This is a genomic window from Falsiroseomonas ponticola (assembly GCF_016805305.1).
Lineage (GTDB): Bacteria > Pseudomonadota > Alphaproteobacteria > Acetobacterales > Acetobacteraceae > Falsiroseomonas > Falsiroseomonas ponticola.
The window spans coordinates 147,637-167,231 of sequence record NZ_JAERQN010000008.1 but is presented as its reverse complement, the minus strand read 5'-3'; the positions used below and the strand labels follow the sequence as shown (position 1 = coordinate 167,231).

At 71.4% G+C, this 19,595-nt stretch carries 22 protein-coding genes; 14 read left to right on the top strand and 8 right to left on the bottom strand.

From position 1 onward, the window contains the following. Positions 1-55: 55 nt before the first annotated feature. The 8 genes from JJI54_RS21795 (at position 56) to JJI54_RS21760 (ending at position 7,909) form a co-directional block, all read left to right on the top strand. Positions 56-679 (top strand): DUF1194 domain-containing protein, encoded by a 624-nt coding sequence (locus JJI54_RS21795; protein WP_203075172.1) that lies wholly within the window; start codon positions 56-58, stop codon positions 677-679. Positions 680-733: 54 nt separating this feature from the next. Beyond that, positions 734-1,849, top strand: coding sequence for a 2-aminoethylphosphonate--pyruvate transaminase (locus JJI54_RS21790; protein ID WP_203075171.1), 1,116 nt, complete (start codon positions 734-736; stop codon positions 1,847-1,849). A 140-nt stretch (positions 1,850-1,989) separates the two neighbouring features. Further along, positions 1,990-3,012: an extracellular solute-binding protein gene (locus tag JJI54_RS21785; protein ID WP_203075170.1), complete on the top strand. Its 1,023-nt coding sequence runs from the start codon at positions 1,990-1,992 to the stop codon at positions 3,010-3,012. A gap of 5 nt (positions 3,013-3,017) precedes the next feature. After that, positions 3,018-3,854: an ABC transporter permease gene (locus JJI54_RS21780; RefSeq protein ID WP_203075169.1), complete on the top strand. Its 837-nt coding sequence runs from the start codon at positions 3,018-3,020 to the stop codon at positions 3,852-3,854. Continuing rightward, positions 3,851-4,636 carry an ABC transporter permease gene (locus JJI54_RS21775; RefSeq protein ID WP_164697240.1) on the top strand — a complete coding sequence of 262 codons (786 nt, stop codon included), beginning with the start codon at positions 3,851-3,853 and terminating at the stop codon, positions 4,634-4,636. The genes JJI54_RS21780 and JJI54_RS21775 overlap by 4 nt, the downstream gene beginning before the upstream one ends. Before the next feature lie 145 nt (positions 4,637-4,781). Continuing rightward, positions 4,782-5,819 carry an ABC transporter ATP-binding protein gene (locus JJI54_RS21770; RefSeq protein WP_318987551.1) on the top strand — a complete coding sequence of 346 codons (1,038 nt, stop codon included), beginning with the start codon at positions 4,782-4,784 and terminating at the stop codon, positions 5,817-5,819. Further along, positions 5,819-6,787: a succinylglutamate desuccinylase/aspartoacylase family protein gene (locus JJI54_RS21765; RefSeq protein WP_203075167.1), complete on the top strand. Its 969-nt coding sequence runs from the start codon at positions 5,819-5,821 to the stop codon at positions 6,785-6,787. The genes JJI54_RS21770 and JJI54_RS21765 overlap by 1 nt, the downstream gene beginning before the upstream one ends. 144 nt (positions 6,788-6,931) lie before the next feature. Next, positions 6,932-7,909 (top strand): Bug family tripartite tricarboxylate transporter substrate binding protein, encoded by a 978-nt coding sequence (locus tag JJI54_RS21760; RefSeq protein ID WP_203075166.1) that lies wholly within the window; start codon positions 6,932-6,934, stop codon positions 7,907-7,909. A 71-nt stretch (positions 7,910-7,980) separates the two neighbouring features. On the opposite strand, the gene JJI54_RS21755 is transcribed toward JJI54_RS21760, so the two are convergent. Further along, positions 7,981-8,457: a DUF3830 family protein gene (locus tag JJI54_RS21755; RefSeq protein WP_203075165.1), complete on the bottom strand. Its 477-nt coding sequence runs from the start codon at positions 8,455-8,457 to the stop codon at positions 7,981-7,983. 128 nt (positions 8,458-8,585) lie between these two features. Between JJI54_RS21755 and JJI54_RS21750 the strand changes: the two genes are divergently transcribed. Further along, the gene (locus tag JJI54_RS21750) at positions 8,586-9,464 is read left to right on the top strand and encodes a LysR family transcriptional regulator (RefSeq protein ID WP_203075164.1); all 879 of its coding nucleotides are present in this window, start codon (positions 8,586-8,588) and stop codon (positions 9,462-9,464) included. Positions 9,465-9,588: 124 nt separating this feature from the next. Beyond that, positions 9,589-9,936 carry a hypothetical protein gene (locus tag JJI54_RS21745; RefSeq protein WP_203075163.1) on the top strand — a complete coding sequence of 116 codons (348 nt, stop codon included), beginning with the start codon at positions 9,589-9,591 and terminating at the stop codon, positions 9,934-9,936. A gap of 45 nt (positions 9,937-9,981) precedes the next feature. On the opposite strand, the gene JJI54_RS21740 is transcribed toward JJI54_RS21745, so the two are convergent. Both JJI54_RS21740 and JJI54_RS21735 read right to left on the bottom strand, forming a co-directional pair. Further along, on the bottom strand, positions 9,982-10,617 hold the full coding sequence (locus tag JJI54_RS21740) for an OmpW/AlkL family protein (RefSeq protein ID WP_226381980.1): 636 nt from the start codon (positions 10,615-10,617) through the stop codon (positions 9,982-9,984). Between the two features lie 110 nt (positions 10,618-10,727). Continuing rightward, positions 10,728-11,705: a Bug family tripartite tricarboxylate transporter substrate binding protein gene (locus tag JJI54_RS21735; RefSeq protein WP_203075161.1), complete on the bottom strand. Its 978-nt coding sequence runs from the start codon at positions 11,703-11,705 to the stop codon at positions 10,728-10,730. Between the two features lie 173 nt (positions 11,706-11,878). Between JJI54_RS21735 and JJI54_RS21730 the strand changes: the two genes are divergently transcribed. Together JJI54_RS21730 and JJI54_RS21725 are read left to right on the top strand one after the other, a co-directional pair. Then, on the top strand, positions 11,879-12,868 hold the full coding sequence (locus tag JJI54_RS21730) for a Bug family tripartite tricarboxylate transporter substrate binding protein (RefSeq protein WP_203075160.1): 990 nt from the start codon (positions 11,879-11,881) through the stop codon (positions 12,866-12,868). Positions 12,869-12,872: 4 nt separating this feature from the next. Continuing rightward, positions 12,873-14,024 carry a M24 family metallopeptidase gene (locus JJI54_RS21725; RefSeq protein WP_203075159.1) on the top strand — a complete coding sequence of 384 codons (1,152 nt, stop codon included), beginning with the start codon at positions 12,873-12,875 and terminating at the stop codon, positions 14,022-14,024. A 1-nt stretch (position 14,025) separates the two neighbouring features. On the opposite strand, the gene JJI54_RS21720 is transcribed toward JJI54_RS21725, so the two are convergent. Further along, on the bottom strand, positions 14,026-14,235 hold the full coding sequence (locus JJI54_RS21720) for a DUF1289 domain-containing protein (RefSeq protein WP_203075158.1): 210 nt from the start codon (positions 14,233-14,235) through the stop codon (positions 14,026-14,028). A 91-nt stretch (positions 14,236-14,326) separates the two neighbouring features. On the opposite strand from JJI54_RS21720, the gene JJI54_RS21715 reads away from it, so the two are divergent. Together JJI54_RS21715 and JJI54_RS21710 are read left to right on the top strand one after the other, a co-directional pair. After that, positions 14,327-15,997 carry a formate--tetrahydrofolate ligase gene (locus tag JJI54_RS21715; RefSeq protein ID WP_203075157.1) on the top strand — a complete coding sequence of 557 codons (1,671 nt, stop codon included), beginning with the start codon at positions 14,327-14,329 and terminating at the stop codon, positions 15,995-15,997. Between the two features lie 118 nt (positions 15,998-16,115). Beyond that, positions 16,116-16,616, top strand: a complete 501-nt coding sequence (locus tag JJI54_RS21710; RefSeq protein ID WP_318987550.1) for an RNA polymerase sigma factor — start codon at positions 16,116-16,118, stop codon at positions 16,614-16,616. 3 nt (positions 16,617-16,619) lie between these two features. Here JJI54_RS21710 and JJI54_RS21705 read toward each other — a convergent pair whose 3' ends face one another. From JJI54_RS21705 to JJI54_RS21690, 4 genes are read right to left on the bottom strand one after another with little or no spacing between them, the layout of a single operon-like run. Next, positions 16,620-16,802, bottom strand: coding sequence for a hypothetical protein (locus JJI54_RS21705; protein ID WP_203075345.1), 183 nt, complete (start codon positions 16,800-16,802; stop codon positions 16,620-16,622). Between the two features lie 58 nt (positions 16,803-16,860). Next, on the bottom strand, positions 16,861-17,610 hold the full coding sequence (locus JJI54_RS21700; protein WP_203075156.1) for a sigma factor-like helix-turn-helix DNA-binding protein: 750 nt from the start codon (positions 17,608-17,610) through the stop codon (positions 16,861-16,863). Then, positions 17,607-18,407, bottom strand: coding sequence for an SGNH/GDSL hydrolase family protein (locus JJI54_RS21695; RefSeq protein ID WP_226382004.1), 801 nt, complete (start codon positions 18,405-18,407; stop codon positions 17,607-17,609). The genes JJI54_RS21700 and JJI54_RS21695 overlap by 4 nt, the downstream gene beginning before the upstream one ends. Before the next feature lie 5 nt (positions 18,408-18,412). Then, positions 18,413-19,582, bottom strand: a complete 1,170-nt coding sequence (locus JJI54_RS21690; protein WP_203075154.1) for an OpgC family protein — start codon at positions 19,580-19,582, stop codon at positions 18,413-18,415. Positions 19,583-19,595 lie beyond the last annotated feature (13 nt).

The window sequence follows — 19,595 nt, the reverse complement described above, 5'->3', positions numbered from 1 at the left end:
TGGCACCGGTGGCGCGGGCGTGCAAATCCGGTCGTGGATCAGGGCAATATCACCCATGGATAGCGTGGATATCGCCCTCTGCCTGGCCATGGACGTCTCCGCCAGCGTCAGCTTCGAGGAGTTCGGCCTGATGGCCGGCGGCACCGCGGCGGCCTTCCGCGACGCCTCCGTGCTGGCGGCGGCGACCGGCGGGCCGCGGCGCGCGGCGGCGGTGGCGCTGCTGCTCTGGTCCGGCCCCGGGCAGCAGGACCTGGCGATCGGCTGGACGCGGGTGGCCGATGCGGCGGGGGCGGAGGCCCTGGCGGCGGCGATCGAGAACGCGCCCCGCCTGCCCCGCCCCGGCGCGACGGCGCTGGGGGAGGGGATGGCGGCTGGCCTCGCCACCCTGGCGCGCTGCCCCGCCGATGCCACGCGCTACGTCATGGATGTCTCCGGCGATGGTCGCCACAACCAGGGGCGGGACCCGGGGCCGGTGCGGGACCTGGCGGTGGCGGCCGGCATCACCATCAACGGCCTGGCCATCCTGAACGAGGAGCCGGACCTGCTGGACCATTACGAGGCCGAGGTCATCGGCGGCCCCGGGGCCTTCGCCATGGAATGCGCCGACTACATCGACTTCGCCGATGCCATCCTGCGCAAGCTGCGACGGGAACTCGGCGGGGGAAGCCTTGTGGTCTGACCCCAGCCGGGCCTAAGCCCAGCCGCACGAAGAACGCCCCACGGACCCTTTGCCATGCTTCTGCTCATCCCCGGCCCCGTCCAGACCCGCCCCGAGGTCCGCGCCTGCATGGCGGAGGACATCGCCCCCTGGGACGAGGATTTCCGCGACGAATACGCTGCCATGCGCCCGCGCATCGTGGCGGTCGCGGGCGGGAACTGGGGGGAGCATGTCTCCCTGCCCCTGCCGGGCTGCGGGCACATGATCATTGAATCCGCGCTGCGCACCTTCGTGCCGCCGGGCGGCACGGTGCTGGTGGTGCAGAATGGCGGCTATGCCGACCGCCTGGCGCGGCTGGCGAAGGAGGCGGGGCGCAACGTCGTCTCCCTGCCCGGCCCCGACAACCGCCCGATGGAGCCCGAGCGCCTGGCCGAGGCGCTGCGCGAGCATCCGGAATGCAGCCATGTCGCGCTGGTGGTGAGCGAGACGGGCACGGGCATCGTGAACGATCCGAACGTGCTCGGCCCCGTCATCGCGGCGGCCGGGCGGCGGATGATCTGCGATGCCGTCTCCGGCTTCGGCGCTCTGCCCTTCCGCATCGCGGACCACCCGGAATGCGATGTGGTGGTCTTCACCTCCAACAAGTGCCTGGAGGGCATGCCGGGCTTCGGCTTCGCCGTGGCGCCGGTGGCGCAGCTGGAGGCCTGCCGCGGCAATGCCGGGTCCTGGGTGATGGACCTGGTCGATGTGCATGACCATGCGCTGCGCAACGGCTGGGGCAGCTTCCGCTTCACCCCCGCCGTGCAGGCGCTGCGCGCCTTTGGCAAGGCGATGGAGATCTACGAGGCCGAGGGCGGCCAGGCGGGGCGGCTGGCGCGCTACATGCGCAACCGCGACGTGATGCGCGAAGGCCTGCAGGCGCTGGGCTTCACGCCCTATGTCGCGCCCGAACACCAGGGGCCGATCATCGTCAACGTCTTCCAGCCCGTCGATCCGAACTGGAATTTTACGAAGTTTCGCGTGGCGATGAAGAACAAGGGCGTCATCCTGTCCGACTTCTACACGACCAAGGTGCCGACGATGCGCTTCGGCTGCATCGGAGCGATCGCGGAATCGGATATCCGCTTTGCGCTGTCGAAAGTGGCGGAGGTGCTCGACGAGATGGGCGTCGGCAAGCGCGCCGCCGCGTGAGTGTCGGCGCCTGCGCCGCGGGCTGAGGGTTGCCGCCTGCGCCGCGGACCGAGTGTCGGCGCTTGCGCCGCGGACCGAGTATTGCCGCCCCGCGTTTCACTGCCGCATAGTCCCCGCTAGACGATCGAGGGATGCGGTCCATGCGGCGACGTTCGGTACTCGGTGCGGGTCTTGGGCTTGCGGCGCTGCCGCTGGCCGGCGCTTCCGCCCAGCAGCGTTTCGCGGGGCGGGAGGTCGTGGCCACGGCCTTTGGCGGGCCGAGCCAGGACATGCTCCAGCGCATGGTCTTCGACCGCGTGCAGCGGGAGACCGGCGCGCGCGGCACGCAGACGCCGCTGCTTTCCGCCAATGCCTTCGCCCGCATGCGGGCGGAGGCGCAGGCGCCTCAGATCGACCTCTTCATGTTCAGCGGCGGCCAGCATGTGCAGGCCAAGGCCGATGGGCTGACGCAGCCCATCCCGGCGCAGCCGCATTTCGCCAATGTGCCGGCGAATCTGAAGGATCCCGAGGGCCACTGGATCGCCTGGGGCCTGGTGACGGAGGGCATACTCTACCGCCCCGACAAGGTGCCGAACCCGCCGAAGAGCTACCGCGACTTCTTCCGCCCGGAATTCGCCGGCCACATCGCCTTCCCGCACATCACCAACGGCTACGGCACCGATTTCCTGGTGATGCTGGCCCGCGCGCATGGCGGCGGCGAGACGAATATCGGCCCCGGCTTCGACGCGCTGCGCCGCATCGCCCCGCGCGCCAACATCTTCCGCTCCGCGGCGGAGGTGCAGACGCTCTTCGCCTCCGGCGACATCTGGATCATGCCCTATGACGGCGCCTCGGCCATGCGCAGCACGAACATGGGCATCCCCGTCGCCTATGCGGTGCCGGAGGAAGGGGCGCCCTACGTCCTGCTGGTGGGCTGCGTCGCGCGGCGTAGCCGCAACGCCGATATCGCCGCCGCCATCCTGAATGGGCATCTGGAACCCGAGGTGCAGGCCGCCATCGCCAAGGATGTGGGCTGGGCGCCGGTGAACACCGCGACGCAACTGCCGGCCGATGTCGCGCCCTTCATGGCGCCGACGGATAAGCTGGCGCATCTCGACCGCGATGTGATCAACGCCAATCGCCCCGCCTGGACGGACCGCTTCAACCGGGAGATCAGCCGGTAGCAGGCATGCACGCTTCCGCCCGGCGGGGCCTGATCGCCGCCGGGCTGCTGGCCCCGGCGGCGCTGGTCTTCGCGCTGCTCTTCATCTGGCCGCAGCTCGGCCTGTTCCTGCAATCCATGCCGCCGGGCGCGCCGCTGGCGCAGTACGAACGCTTCCTCGGCGACAGCTACTATCTCGGCGTGCTGGGCAACAGCCTGCTGCTCGGCCTCTGCGTCACGCTGGTGACGCTGGTGCTGGGCTTCCCGCTGGCCTTCCTGCTGGCGCGGGCGGAGACGCGCTGGGCGGGGCTGCTGCTGCTGCTGACCAGCTTTCCGCTCTGGGTTTCGGCGGTGGTGCGCAGCTTCGCCTGGATGGTGCTGTTCTTCCGCAACGGCGTCGCCAGCCGGCTGCTGCAATCGACGGGGCTGGTCGAGTCCAACTTCCAGCTCATCGGCACCTTCGCCGGCGTCGTCATCGCGCTGGCGCAGGTGCTGCTGCCCATCATGATCGTGACGCTCTACGCCGTGATCCGCGGCATCGACCGGGATTTGGAACATGCGGCGATGAGCCTCGGCGCCTCGCCCATCGTGGCGCTGTGGCTGGTGACGATCAGGCTGGCGCGCGGCGGCATCCTGGCGGGATCGCTGCTGGTCTTCTCGCTCTCCGTCAGCGCCTTCGCGACGCCGTCGCTGGTGGGCGGCGCGCGGGCGCATTTCATGGCGGTGACCATCTACGAACAGACGCTGGAACTGCTGGACTGGCCCTTCGCCGCCGCCATCGCGGCCATCCTGCTGGCGATCTCCATCAGCGTCGCGCTGACCTATGGCAGGCTGCTGGGTGACGCGAAGGAGCAGGCGCGATGATCTCGCTCCGCAGCCCCTTCGGCTGGGTGCTCCGCCTGATGGCGGTGCTGACCTTCATCTATCTGCTGGGGCCGCTTTTCGTCATCGTGGCGGCGTCCTTCAGCGATACGGGCTACCTGGCCTTCCCGCCGCAGGGCTTGTCGCTGCGCTGGTACCGGCAGGCGCTGGGCGATGTTCGCTACCTCAACGGCTTCTTCGTCAGCCTGCGCCTGGCGGGCACCGTCGCGGTGCTGTCGCTGCTGATCGGCACGGCGGCGGCGGTGGCGCTGACGCGCTTCCGCTTCCCCGGCCGCGCGCTGCTGGAGGCGATCTTCCTCTCGCCCCTGGTGCTGCCCGGCCTGGTGCTGGCAGTGGCGCTGACGCTGTTCTACGCGGCCCATCCCGTGGCGCCGCCTGGCCTGCCGCGCCTCGTCATCTCCCACCTCCTGGTCGGCGTGCCGCTGGTGCTGCGCGTCATGCTGCCGGTGCTGAAGCGCGTCGATCCCGCGCTGGAGGAAGCGGCGCAGAATCTCGGTGCATCCCCGCTGCACGCCTTCTTCCTGGTGACGCTGCCGGCGCTGAAGCCGGGGTTGTTCGCCGCCGCGGCGCTGGCCTTCATCTTCTCCTTCGACGAGGTGGAGATGGCGCTCTTCCTCGGCTCCGCCCGCGATGCGCCGCTGACCGTCGTGCTCTACGGCGCCGCGCAGATGCAGATGGACCCGACCGTCGCCGCCGTCTCCGCCATGCTGATCCTGCTCGCCCTGATCCTGATGGTGGCACAACAGGCCTATGCAAACCGATGAGTGAGAGAGTCTTGCCAAGTGCCGTGCTCGCGCACGGCACCCCTCAGACGCCGGGCGGCCGCATCCGCGGCCTTGGCTTCGCGGCATGCGCCGCGGGCCGCCTTCGCGGCCTCGGCCGGCTACGCCGGCCGCAGGATGCATCAGCGTGACAACAGCCTCGCCCGAGCTGGTCCTGGAGGGGCTTGCCCGCCGCTACGGCAATACGACCGCCGTGGCGCGCATGGACCTGGCGGTGAAGCCGGGCGAGCTGGTCGCGCTGCTCGGCCCCTCCGGCTGCGGGAAGACGACGACCTTGCGCATGGTGGCGGGCTTCGTCGAACCCAGCGAGGGCCGCATCCTGCTGCGGGGCCGCGACATCACGACGATGCCGCCGCACAGGCGCGACACCGGCATGGTGTTCCAGTCCTATGCCCTCTTCCCGCACCTGACGGTCGCGGAGAACATCGCCTTCGGGCTGCAGCGCCGTGGCGTGCCGAAGCCCGAGGCGGCGGAGCGCGTGGCGCGCATGGTGGCGCTGCTGCAGCTCCAGGGGTTGGAGAAGCGCCTGCCGAAGCAGCTCTCCGGCGGCCAGCAGCAGCGCGTCGCGGTCGGCCGCGCGCTGGTCATCAATCCCGCAGTCGTCCTGCTAGATGAACCGTTCAGCAATCTCGACGCGCTGCTGCGGGAAGGCACGCGAATCGAGCTGCGGCGGCTGCAGACCGAACTCGGCCTGACGACCCTGTTCGTCACGCATGACCAGGCGGAGGCGATGGCCATCTCCGACCGCATCGCCGTGATGAACAAGGGCCGCCTCGAACAGCTCGGCACGCCGCGGGAGGTCTATGACCGGCCCGCCACCCGCTTCGTCGCCAGCTTCATCGGCCGCGCCAATCTTTTCGTCAGTGCCGATGGCCGGCACAGCGAGGATGGGATCGCGCTGGATGTGCCGAACCCCGGCACCTGGCTGCTGCGGCCGGAAAAGGTCACGCTGGACCAGGCGCCCGCCACCGGCCCCAACAGCGTGACCGGCACGGTGGAGGTGGTGAGTTTCCTCGGCACCGGCGCCCAGGCCGTGCTGCGCCTGCCCGGCGGCCGCGCGCTGCTGGTCGAAGGCCCCGCATCGCTCGCCGATCTCCGCCCCGGCGCGCACGCCACCGCGCGCTGGACCCGCCCTGACCTGACCCTGATCCCGGGAGAGAATTGATGCGCTTCGGCACCGCGGAGGCCGCGCCCGGCGAACTCGCCACCGGCGTGATCGAGCTTGGCCACGACAACATCCTGCCGCTCGTCTCCCCCGTCATGCTGGCGCGCGGCGCGCTGCCGGGGCCGCGGCTTTTCATCCAGTGCCTGATCCATGGCGGCGAGAATGTCGGGCCCATCGCGGCGGCGCGCTTCATCCGCTCGCTCGACCTCAAGACCTTCAAGGGCAGCATCGCCGCGCTGCTGGTGGCGAATCCGCTCGGCCAGCGCGCGCATAGCCGCCTGACGCCGCAGGACGGCACCAACCTCAACCGCATCTTCCCGGGCAGCCCCACGGGCAGCGTCGGCGAGCAGTTGGTGGACCGGCTGCTGGCCATCGCGGGCGAGCAGGGGGGCGATGCGATCCTCGACCTGCACAGCGGCGGGGAGCTGACCATCACCGCCTTCTACGTCATCCACGACGCCAAGTTCGACGGGCCGCAGCAGCGCGCCTCCAGGGCGCTCGCGGCGCAGGTGGGCAGCCGCTACCAGTGGGGTGCCTCGGAAGGCTGGATGGATGGCACCTACCTCGCCCATGTCAGCCGCACCCATGGCAAGACCGCGCTGATCATCGAAAGCGGCGGTGGCGCGCGGGTGCGGGAGGAAGACCTCGCCAATTTCTCCACCGCGCTGAACGGCGCCGCCCGCGCGCTGGGCATGATCCCGGGCGATCCGCCCGTCGCCACCGATGTGCGCCGCGGCGGCAACGCCGTGCATGTGAAATGCACCCGGGGCGGCTACTGGGACTGCCTGGTGGAGCCCGGCCAGGACATGGTGGCCGGCCAGGTCATGGGGCGGATGGTGGACCTCTACGGCCAGGTGGTGGAGGAGATCCGCTGCCCCACCGGCCAGGCCTGGGTCGGCTCCATCCGCCGCCCCTGGATGCCGCTCTACAGCGGCGACCAGGTGGTGGAGGTGGTGGAGCGGCTGTAGCCGCCCGGCCACGGAACAACCCTTCCCCATCCGCGCCCGGCGCCACTGGCTGCCGGGGATGGCCCGGCCGCGGACAAGGCTTGCATTGCCCATCCCCAACGAATAAACGAAAAGTAACGTTGCATACGAAATGGGGAGGACTTCATGCCGGGACGTCGTCGGTTGCTCGCCCTCGCCGGGGCCTCGCTCGCCTTGCCCATGGTGGCGCGCGCGCAGGGGGGCTGGCCGGACCGGCCGGTGCGGATCGTCGTGCCCTTCCCGCCGGGGCAGTCCACCGACATCGTCGCCCGCCTCGTCGCCGATGCGCTTTCCGCGCGCTGGCCGCAGCGCGTGGTGGTGGAGAATCGCGGCGGGGGTGCGGGCGTGCCGGGCATGGAATCCGTGGCACGCGCGGCGGCGGATGGCACCACGCTGGTCGCGGGCTCGATCGGGCCGATGGCGGTGAACGCCGCGGTGATGCCGCGCCTGCCCTATGATCCGGAACGCGACTTCGCGCCGGTCACCAACCTTTCCATGGTGCCGCTCTGCATCGTGGCGCATCCCTCCTTCCCGGCGAGCGACCCGGCCGCCTTCCTCGCCGCCGCGCGCGCCGCGGCGCAGCCGCTGGATGTCGCGACGGCGGGCCCGGCTTCCGGCGCGCATATGGCGGCCGAATTGCTGGCGCATCGCCTCGGCGTGCGGCTCAACATGGTGCATTACCGCGGCAGCGGCCCGGCGGTGACCGACCTGGTGGCGGGCAATGTCCGGCTGATGACGGACAGCCTCGCCTCCGCCCTGCCGCAGGTGCGCGCGGGGCGGCTGAAGCTGATCGGCGTCAGCACCGCGCAGCGCGTCTCCTGGGCGCCGGAGGTGCCGACCTTCGCCGAGACGGTGGCGCCGGGGCATGAGGCGGTGGGCTGGAACGGCCTTGCCGCGCCGGCCGGCACGCCGGCCGAGATCCTGCGGCGGATCAACGCCGATGTCGTCGCCGTGCTGCGCGACCCGGCCATCACGCGGCGCATCGAGGAGGCGGGGATGATCGCCGATCCGCAGACGCCGGAGCAGTTCGCCGCCTTCCTCCGCGCCGAGATCCTGCGCTGGCGCGAGGTGGCGCGGATCGCGAATGTGGTGCTGGAAGGGTAGGCGGCGCGGAGGCATGCCCGGGCGTGCCATGCCCCCGCGCCGCCGCCAGGGGCGTCAGCGCGGCGGGCGCATCAGCCCTCCCGCTTGATCTCCAGCATCTTCGCGCCGCGCAGGCGGATATCGGCGCATTCCTTGGCAAACTGAGGAAGATCCTCCGCCACCATGCGGCCGAACATCGTCACCGGGGTCCAGCCCAGCGGGCCGAAGACGCGGCCGCCATCGCCGTAGAACATGCCGATCTCCCAGAACTCGTCGGCCAGGCCCTTCATCATGTTCGGCGCCTGGTAGAACCACAGCACGTCGCCCGGCGTCGGGATCACCGTCTGGTTCTCGGGCGGCAGGCTGCGCGGGTCGAAATTCTGGTTCTCCGGCGGCAGGCCGATCATGATCTCCGGCCCCGCGAACATGGCGTGGAAGCTCAGCTGCCGGACCGGCGTGGCGAGCGCGCCCCAGATGGCATCGACGGTGCGGGCGGCGAGCGTCTCATGCAGCTCGACCCGGCCGGAGATCCCGGCATCGACGAAGGTGAAGCGCAGCTGGCGGGGCATTGTTCTCTCCTGACCTCGAAGGGCGTCAGGATCGGCCGCGATCCGCCCCGCGGTCAATCGCGGGGGCGGCGAAACCATCCGGCGGCGGCCGGCGAAGCGTGGTCCAGGCCCCCCACCGAGGCAGGACCATGGACCTCCGCGAGATGCGGTATTTCGTCGCCGTCTGCGAAACGCTGAACTTCACCCGCGCGGCGGAGCAATGCGGCGTGACGCAGCCGACGCTGACGCGCGGCATCCAGAAGCTGGAAGCGGAACTCGGCGCGCCGCTCTTCGCGCGCGAACGCGGGCATACGCACCTGACCTCGCTCGGCCGCCTGGTCCAGCCGCGGATCGCGGATATCGTCGCGCGCAGCGCGCATGTGCGGAAGCAGGCCAGCCTGCATCTGCGGCTGCAGGGGGCGGAGTTGCGGCTCGGCGTCATGTGCTCCATCGGCCCCGCGCGCTTCAGCCGATTCCTGCAATCCTTCCGCGCGGACCGGCCCGGCATCGACCTTTCCCTGGTGGATGCCACGCCGCAGCGCCTGTCGGAGATGCTGCTGGATGGCGACCTCGATGCCGCGCTGATGCCGCAGCCCGAGGAGTATGCGGAGCGGCTGAAGATCGAGCCGCTCTACGCCGAACGCTACGTCGTCGCCTGCGCGCCCTGCCACCCCTTCGCGGCGCGCGACGCGATCCGCATGCGCGACATGGATGGCCAGGCCTATCTCTCCCGCCTCAATTGCGAGCACCGGGAGGTGCTGGCGGAGCGGCTGGTGGAGGCGGGCGCCACGCTGGTGCGCGCCGCGTGCAGCGAGCGGGAGGACTGGATCCAGAGCCTGGTCGCGGCCGGCATGGGTGTCTGCTTCCTGCCCGAATACAGCGCGGTGCAGCCCGGCCTGGTGCTGCGGCCGGTGGCGGATGCGCCCATCGCCCGCCACGTCGCGCTGGTGACCGTCGCGGGGCGGCGCTGGTCGCCTTCCCTCGTCCCTTTCATGGAGGCGCTTCGCCGCAGCGACCTGGTGGCGTGACGGCGATACGCGCGGTGCATGGAATCGATCCGTGCAACGCATTGGCGGCGCGATGCGGCGCTGCCGGATAGTCCACCGGACGGCACGTCGCAACGGGATGTGCCGCCATCAACGGAGAAGAACGATGAAGGCTGTGCTGCCAACCCTGCTCGCCGCCGCGGCGATGACCCTCACGGTCTCCGCCGCTTCCGCGCAGAGCTATCCGCGCGTGACCGGTGCGGGCGAGAATTTCATGGTCGATTACGGCCCGATGCCCGGCAACGTCGTGGGTGGTGGCCGCGTCATGGTCACGCGCACCGATGCGATGGGCAACATGGACGTGCTGCACCTGGATGGCCTGTTCTCCCAGCAGGCGCGGCCGGGCCTGGTGCCGCTGACCATCGGCACGGGGGAGAGCGCGGAGACGGTGTGGGTGCCGGCGATGATGGCCTCGGCGCTGCGCCAGGCGCGGCAGAGCATGCCGGCGCGCTGACGCGGCTGCGCCCGGGGCATCGCTGCCCCGGGCGCCACGCGATGCTCAGAAGCGGTAGCGGACGCTGGCGCCGACGATCCAGGGATCGAGGTCCGCCTGGCCGCGCACGGCGCCGCCATTGACGCGCACATCGGGGCTGAGCCAGAGGCGCTTCACGTCGATATTCGCCATCCAATTCGGCGCGACTTCGTAGTCCACGCCGGCATTGACGGCGTAGCCCCAGGCATTCTCGACATCCACGCGGGTGATGCCGGCGGAACGGCTGCCGCCTTCGCCATAGAACACCGTGTAGTTCAGCCCGACGCCGAGATAGGGGCTGATGCGGCTGGCCGGCAGCGGGTGGTACTGGAAGGTCACGGTCGGCGGCAGCGCCCAGACGCGGCCGAGGTCGATCGTGCCGGCGCCCGGCACGTTGCGCACCGTGACGTCATGGCGCGACGTCGCGGCGATGACGTTCACCGCGAAGTTCGGGGTCAGGAAATAGGTCAGGTCCAGCTGCGGCGTCACCGTGTCGCTCGCATGCGGGGTGCCGCCGATGGAGGTGCTGCCGCCATTGCTCGGCAGCACGCCGATCAGCCCGGCGCCCAGCACGATGTCGCCCGCCTGCTTGCCGCGCACATCCTGCGCCATGGCAGGGGCGGCGGCGATCGCGCATGCCATCGCGGCCGCGATCATCTTCATGGTCATAGCCTTGCCTCATCATCCGCGGCGCGCCCCAAGCGCGGCCGCCGCGGCAGTTATCGGCGCGGCACGCCATGCCATCCTTGATTCAGATCATGCGGATGTGTCGTTCACTCCGCGCGGATATTCGCGGTGCGCACCACCTGGCGCCAGCGCTCGATCTCCGCCTGTTGGAAGCTCCTGTATTCAGCGGGGGAGTTGCCGACCACGTCGAAGCCGATGGCGTTCAGCCGCTGCACGTTCTCGGGATGCTTCAGCGCCTCCACCACCGCGCCATGCACGCGCGCCAGCAGCGCCTCCGGCATGGCCGCCGGCGCCATCACCGCCTGCCAGGAGGTGACGACGAAGTCGGCGAGCCCCGCCTCCGCCGCCGTCGGCACATCGGGCAGGATGCGGTTGCGCGCCTCGCTGGTCACGCAGATCGCGCGCAGCCGCCCGCCCTGGATATGCGCGGCGACGGTGCCGAGGTTCTGGAAGGAAAGCTGGACATTGCCCGCGATCAGGTCCGTCGCCGCCGCGGCGCCGCCCTGGTAGGGGACGTGCACGGGATCCGTGCCCGTGCGCTGCTTGAACAATTCCATCGTCAGATGGTCCGACGATCCGACGCCGGAGGTGGAGTAGCTGGTGCGGCCCACATTGGCGCGCAGCCAGGCCACCAGCTCCGGCAGCGTCCGCACCGGCACGCGCTCGGCATTCACCACCAGCACGTTCGGCGTGGTGACGGCCAGCGTCACCGGCGCCAGTTCGCGGATCGGGTCGTAGCCGAGGTTGGGGCGCAGCGCCGTGTTGATGGCGAAGACGCCGATCGAGCCCACGAACAGCGTGTGCCCGTCCGGCGCCGCGCGCACCACCTGGCGCGCCGCGACCTCGCCATTCGCGCCCGGCCGGTTCTCCGCCACCACGGGCTGGCCGAGCGACTGGGCCATGCGGTTGGCGATGGATCGCGCGACGATGTCGGAAGGCCCGCCGGCCACGAAGGGGACGACCACGGTCACGGGCCGGGTCGGCCATTCCGCGCCCTGGGCGCGGGCGGGGGCCGGCAGCAGGGGCGTGGCGGCCAGGCCGGCCAGCAGCGAACGACGGCGCATGGATGTCTCTCCCGGTTGGTCTTGGCCGCAGCTTGGCGTGCCCGGGGCGCCGCGCAAAGGCCGCCGTGGCATCGCGGGGTCCGCTTGCGAAGATGTTCGCATCATGGTGCAGTGTTCACGATCCGGAAACACCAGGACCGCGCGGCAGAACCGCCATCCGACAGGGACCTGCCATGACCGACACCGACCGCACCCTCCTTCCCCGCCGCGCGCTGCTCGGCACCGCCGGCGCGCTTCTGGCGGCGCCCGCGCTGGCCCAGGCGCCCTGGCCGAACCGGCCGATCCGCCTGATCGTCCCCTTCGGCCCGGGCGGCTCCACGGACGTGCTGGCGCGGCTGCTGACGGAGCAGATGGCGCCCCGCCTCGGCCAGCCCTTCGTGCTGGAGAACCGGCCCGGCGCCGGCGCCACGCTCGGCACCGGCGTCGTCGCGGATGCGGCGCCGGATGGCTACACCGTGCTGCTGTCGGCCATCAGCGCCTTCTCGGTCGGCAGCACGCTCTATCGCGGCCGCATCACCTGGGACCCCGTGCGCAGCTTCGCGCATGTCGGCATGATCCAGTCCGGCTACTACGCGCTGATGGCGAACAACAACGCGCCCTTCGCCAATCCCGGGGATTTGGCCGCCGCCGCCCGCGCGCGGCCGGGCATCGCCTATGCGACGTCGGGCGTCGGCTCCCTGCCGCATCTCTTCATGCTGCGCTTCGCGCAGGTCGCGAACATCGAATTGCAGCACATCCCCTATCGCGGCGGCGCCCAGGCGGTGAACGACGTGGTGGCGGGCGTGGTGCCCGTGACGCTGGATGGCATCGCGGCCTCCGTCGGGCTGATGCGCAACGGCCAGATCAAGGGCATCGGCATCACCGGCCCGACGCGCCAGCCCCTGTTCCCGGACATGCCGACCTTCGTGGAGCATGGCTTCCCTGGCCTGGTGGCCGAAGGCTGGGCCGGCATGGCCATGCCCGCCGCGACGCCCAAGCCCATCCAGGACCGCTTCGCCGCCGTGCTGAAGGAGGTGCTGGAACTGCCGCAGATCATCGAGCGCTACCGCCAGCTCGCCATCGATCCCGGCACGCGCTTCGGGGCGGAGGCGCAGGCCTTCGTGGCGCAGGAGGTCGAGACCTGGCGGCCCCTCGTCATCGCTTCCGGCGCGACGGTGGACTGACACGATGCCCGTTGCCGCAGACCGCGTGCCGGCCTTCCAGGATTTGCTGGGGGGCCGCGCGGACCTCGCCTTCATCCCGCTGAGCACCGACCTCCACTATCTCTTCGGCATCGCCCGCGACATCCCGAAGTATGGCGTCACGCTGCATCCCGGCGACTGGCTGGAAGGCGCCTGGGTGGCGCCGGGCCATCCGCCGGTGCTGGCCCTGCCGCGCATGACGGCGGAGTTCGGCGGCCGCGGCGCGCCCCCCGGCACGGAGCTTCGCGTGCTGGGCGATTGGGACGATCCGGCCGCCCTGGTGCGGGAACTGATCGACCGCTTCAAGCTGCCCGCGCGCCCGCGCATCGCGGTCAGCGACCGCGCCCATGCCGACAGCGTCGTGCACATCCAGCAGCTGCTGCCCGACGCCGTCTTCTGCTCCGCCACCGCCATCATCCGCGAACTCCGCCTCATCAAGTCGGATGAGGAGATCGCGCTGATGCGGGAGGCCGGTCGGCGCACCGAGGCGGCCTTCGCGGAAATGCTGCCTAAACTGCGCTTCGGCATGACCGAACTCGATGTGGTCGCCGAGATCGACTACCAGATGAAGCGGCAGGACAGCCTCGGCCCCACCTTCACGACGACGCTCTACAACAGCGGGCCGAACCACCCGCTGATGCTCGGCCGGCGGCTCGATTCCTGGAAGCGCCGGATCGAGAGCCCGGTCTCCGTCCTGTTCGATTTCGGCGCCTCCCATGGCGGGCTCTGCTACGATTACGGCCGCACCGTGCATTTCGGCGAGCCCTCCGCCGAGCAGGTCAAGGTGCATGCGCTGGTGATCGAGGCGCAGCGCGCCGGCATCGCCGCGCTGAAGGTGGGGGAGGCCACCTGCGAACAGGTGGACGCCATCGCGCGGAAGGTGATCGAGGATGCGGGCTACGGCCCCAATTTCCGCCACCGCCTGGGCCATGGCATCGGCTGGGACGTGCATGAGCCGCCCTTCCTGACCAAGGGCGACACGACCGTGCTGCGGGAGGGCATGATGTTCACGGTGGAGCCCAGCATCCTGCAGCCCACCAGCTTCAGCGCCCGGACGGAGGATGTGGTGGTGGCCCGCCCCGGCGGCGGCGAACGCCTGACCGCCGGCTTCCAGGACCTGCTGGTGGTGGACCGCTAGCCTAGCGCTTCTTCTTCTTCCGCGCCGCTTCCCCCACGGGGTTGCCCGAAGCCGCCAGCAGGGACAGGCGGCCGGGCAGGGCGGCGCGGATCTCTGCGCGCCGCTCCTTCTCCCGCTTCCAATGCTTGCGGTCCTTGCGGGTCATCCCGCAGCCCAGGCAGAAGCCGGTTTCCTCGTCATGGCGGCAGGCATCGATGCAGGGGCTGGACATGCCCGCGGAGATGGGCGGCCGCCGTCTTGCAGGCAATCAACCTTCGCGTCATGAGGCGCGGACCGTCACCGCCAGGGGGAATCGCCAGGCCATGGCCACCGACCTCGAGATCGCCCGCAAGGCGACGCTCCGCCCGATCCAGGAGATCGCGGCCCGCGCCGGCATCCCGGATGAGGCGCTGGAACCCTATGGCAAGTACAAGGCGAAGATCGGCACGGCCTTCGTTGCCGAAGCCTCCGCACGCCCACCCGGCGCCCTCGTCCTCGTCACCGGCATCAGCCCGACGCCGGCGGGGGAGGGCAAGACGACCACGACGGTCGGCCTCGGCGATGCGCTGAACAGCCTCGGCACCAAGACGATGATCTGCCTGCGGGAGCCCTCGCTCGGCCCCTGCTTCGGGGTCAAGGGCGGCGCGACGGGCGGCGGCTATGCCCAGGTGCTGCCGATGGAGGACATCAACCTCCATTTCACCGGCGACTTCCACGCCATCACCAGCGCCAACAACCTGCTCTCCGCCATGGTGGACAACCACCTCTATTGGGGGAACGAACTCGGCCTCGACCCGCGCCGCGTCACCTGGCGCCGCGCCATGGACATGAACGACCGCAACCTGCGCGATTGCGTCGTCGGCATGGGCGGCGCGAGCCAGGGCGTGTTGCGGGAGGATGGCTTCGACATCACCGTGGCCAGCGAGGTCATGGCCGTCTTCTGCCTGGCGCGGGACCTGCAGGATCTGCAGGAACGCCTGGGCCGCATGATCGTCGGCCGGCGCCGCGACGGCACGGCGGTGACGGCGCGGGACGTGAAGGCGGATGGCGCCATGGCCGCGCTGCTGCGCGATGCGCTCTCCCCCAACCTGGTGCAGACCATCGAGGGCTCGCCCGCCCTGGTGCATGGCGGGCCCTTCGCGAACATCGCGCATGGCTGCAACAGCCTGGTCGCGACGCGGCTCGGCCTCGGCCTCTCGGACGTCGTCGTCACGGAAGCGGGCTTCGGCGCCGACCTCGGCGCGGAGAAGTTCTTCGACATCAAGGCCCGCATGGCCGGCCTCAGCCCCGCCTGCTGCGTCATCGTCGCCACCGTGCGCGCGCTGAAGATGCATGGCGGCGTGGCCAAGTCCGACCTGGGGCGGGAGGATGTGGCGGCGGTGGAGCGCGGCGTGGTGAACCTCGCCCGCCATGTCGAGAACGTCCACAAATTCGGCGTGCCCGTCGTCGTCGCGCTGAACCGCTTCACCAGCGACACGCCGGCGGAGATCGAGGCCATCCGCGCCGCCATGGCGCGGCTCGACACCCAGGCCATCCTCTGCACGCATTGGGGCGATGGCGCGGCGGGCGCGCAGGAGCTGGCGCGGGCGGTGCAGGCGCGCATCGCCTCCGGCGCTGCGCGCTTCCAGCCGCTCTACCCCGATGCCATGCCACTGGCCGACAAGCTCCGGACGATTGCGAAGGAGGTCTATCGCGCCGCCGATGTCTCCTTCCCCGCGCCGGTGCTGCAGAAGCTCGCGCGCTGGGAACAGGAGGGTTTCGGCAACCTGCCGGTCTGCGTGGCGAAGACGCAGTATTCCTTCAGCGCGGATCCGACCGCGCTCGGCGCGCCCACGGGCCATGTGCTGCCGGTGCGCGACGTGCGGCTTTCCGCCGGCGCCGGCTTCGTCGTCGCGGTGTGCGGGGAGATCATGACCATGCCCGGCCTGCCGCGCCGCCCTGCGGCGGAGACCATCGGCCTCGATCCCGACGGCAGGATCGAAGGTCTTTTCTGACGTTACGCGTTGATTCGGTTTGCGGTGACAAAACGTTGTTCAAGCGCACGCATCCGTTGATCGCCCGCCGGCCCGCTTCCCGCGTTCATCGCGGGAACCGAGGAGACGGGAACGCCGCGTGGCTGAGCAACAGGGGTGTGGAACGGCGGCCGATGCCTTCGCCGCGGCCGTGGCCGCCGAGATACCGCGGCTGCGGCGTTTCGCGCGCGTCCTGATCCGTCCCGCGGACGCGGCCGACGACCTGGTGCAGGAAACGGTGCTGCGCGCCATCGGCGCCAGGGCCCAGTTCTCGCCGGGGACGAATCTGCGCGCCTGGCTCTTCGTCATCCTCCGCAATGCGCGGAACGCGGAGCTGCGGCGCCTGCGCCGCTTCTCGCCGCTGGATGACGAGGCCGGGCAGGCCATCCCCGTCTCCGGCGGGCAGGAGGAGCGGCACGCCATGACCGATGTCGCCGCCGCCTTCCTCCGCCTGCCGCCGATGCAGCGGGAGGCGCTGTGGCTCGTGGTGGTGGAGGGGATGGACTATGCGGCGGCGGCGCAGGTGCTGGGCATTCCGGTCGGCACCGTGCGGTCCCGCCTCTCCCGCGCGCGGGATGCGCTGCGCGCGGCGCTGGACTGACGCCTACCGGGGCTTCTCGCCCTCCTCCAGCAGCCGCAGCAATTCCGGCGGCACCGGCTCCGACAGCGCGGAATCATAGAGGCGGGAGAGCTCCTGCCGCAGCCAGCGGTCGAACGCGGCATCCGGGCCCGCCATGGCGGGCGCCGGCGGCGCGGACGCGGCGGGGCTGTGAAGATGGGCGCTCATGTCGCTGCAAGCGTCCGGGGGGCGTTCGGGTTCCGCCCCCGGCCCGGCGACGCCGCCCTTACCCCGCCCGCCCATGTCGTCCCCTCAATGCCCGTCCGATCGCGTGGCGCAGCGCCTCCGCCCGCCAGGGCCGGCGCAGCAGCGGGAAGCCATGCGCCGCCAGCGCATCCTCCCCCACCAGCACCACCGGCACGGCGTCATTCGCGGCGATGCGCTGCACGGCCGCCAGCCCGCAGCCGCCATCCGGCAGGGCGGCTTCCGCCAGCACCAGGTCGGGCCGGGTGCGGGCGGCGGCCTGCCAGGCCGCATCCTCATTCGCCACCTGGGCGCAGACCGCATGGCCCAGGCCCTGGACGAGTTGCGCCAGCGTGCCGCGCCCATCCCCGATGATGAGGATCCGCGCCGGCCGCAGCGGCGCCAGCGCGCCGCGCGCCTGGGCCAGCGCCTCCGCCACCTCACCGGGCGTCACGCCCAGCAGCAGGGCGGCATGGTCGGCCGGCAGCTGTTCCAGCAGCGTCAGCAGCAGCGCGTGGCGGGGCAGGGGCGGCAGGCGGGCGATGGCGCCGGGCAGGTCGCCCGGGGCGGCCATGCGCGCCAGGCTGCCGCCATCCAGCGCGGCGATCAGGCCCCGCAGCAGGCCATCCCGGTCCCGCGCTTCCCGCGCCAGGCGGGGCAGGCAGCCCGCCAGCACGGCATCGCCGAGGCGGCTGCTGCCCATGGCAGCCCTGGCATAGCGGCGCAGCGCAGGCAGGTGCGGTTCGATCGCCATGGCGCCGGCAGGATAGGGCAGCCGGCGCGGTGGCGTCACGGCCTTTCGCCGGCCGGCCTCTCTCCCGGCGGCCGGTCCCGCGGCCCGCGCAGCGTGCCCTGCAGGATGAACTGCGTCAGCGCCCGCGCCAGGCAGTCATGCAGCTGGTCCGCCGTCGCCACGCGGTCGGCGCGCGCGGCGCGTTCCAGGTCCAGCCGGTCCGTCTCCGCCCAGTGCTTCATGATGGTCCAGCGGCTGAACAGCTGGGCGCCGGAGGCCGCGGCCGCCAGGCGCATGCGGTCGCGATAGGTCTCGACATCCGCATTGGCGCGGAAGAAGCGGCTGAATTGCGGGTCCACCAGCACCACGTCGGTGCGTTCGCCCCGGCTGGCGCGCAGCCGCGCCACGCTGTCCTGCACCGCCTCCACCATCTCGTCCGGCGGCAGGCCGCGCGCGGCCTCCACCGTGCCGAGCTGCCAGATGATGAGGTGCGGCCGCAGCCGCGGCGCCTGGTCGGCGATGATGCGGGCGTGGTCCGCCGCCGTGGTGCCGCGGCCGCCATAGACGGAAACCTGCACCGTGGCCGGCGCGACCCGGGCGCCCAGCACCTTGTCCAGCCTCTCCGGCCAAGTGGCGGCGGGGCCGGAGGTGCCGCCCCCCTGGGTGGAGGCGCTGCCCACCACCATCACCCGCAGCGTGCCGCGGGACAGGGCGGCGACGGAACCGGGCAGGGGCGCGGCCTCCATCGCCTCCGGCGGCGCGGAACAGCCGGCGGGTTCCGCCCCGGCCATGCCGGGCGGAAGCAGGATCGCGGCCAGGACCAGCGCCGGCCGCAGCAGGGTGCGCATGCGGGCCATGGGGCTCAAGGCGTAGCCGCCTGCGCCGTGGCCGGCAAGGCGGCGGCGGGCTTCCGGCGCTTGCCCTCCCCGCCATACCAGGCGGAGACGACGGCGACGACGACCAGCGCCGCCAGCCCGGCCAGGTTCACCGCCGCCTGCACCCAGCCGCCGGAGGCGAGTTCCAGCGCCAGCCGGCCGAGGAAGGACAGGAAGATGCCGGCGCAGAACACCGCCAGCCCCTGCTGCCCCATCAGCACGAAGGGCGCGGCCGGCGGCCCGTTCAGCCAGCGCGCGCCGGCCGGCAACCAATGCGCCACCAGCCAGGCCATCAGCAGCACGGAGGCGACGCGCACCGGGTGCAACCCGGTCTTGTCCACGCCCGCGAGCCAGGCGGCGAGCCATTCCGGCGGCTCCCACCCCCGCGCCGGGCCATGCCAGGTCAGGTTCAGCAGCACCGCCGCCGCCAGCAGCAGCAGCACCGCCAGCACCGCCAGCCAGCGGTTCCAGGGGAAGCGCCGGGCGAGCGCCTGCGGGTCCGCCCGCCCCAGCACCACGCCGATGGCGAACAGCAGCTGCCAGGCCAGCGGGTTGAAGAACCAGCCCGACCCGGTCCAGGACGGCGGCGCCCATTCCAGCAGCCGCGCGGCGGCGTAGAGCGCGACGGAGGCCGCCAGCAGCCAGGCGGGGCGGTTGATCAGCGGCAGCGCCACCGCGAACATCGCCAGCACGACGATGTAGAGCGGCAGGATGTCGAGGAAGGCGGGCTGGTAGCGCAGCAGCAGCGCCTCCAGCATCGCGCGGTAGGGCTCGGCCCCGAAGGGGTCGAGCTGCAGTTCGTCGAGATAGGCGGCCTGGTCCAGCGCCGCGGCGGAAAAGCCGACCTGCGCCGTGAACACCACGAACAGGAAGATATGCGCGACATAGAGCGTGCCGACCCGCCCCGCGACCCGCGCCGCGGCATGCGCCCAGCCCTCCCGCTCCAGCAGCCGGCCATAGGCGATGCCGGCGGCGTAGCCCGCCAGCAGGACGAATCCCTCGGTCGCGTCGCAGAAGGCCACGTTGCGCAATGTCATCTGGCCCAGCAGATTGCCAGGGGTGTGGTCAATGAAGATGAACCACAGGGCGAGGCCGCGGATGAAATCCACCCGAAGGTCCCGTCCCGGCCGCACGAGCGAATGGATGGATGTGAACATGTGCCCACAGCAT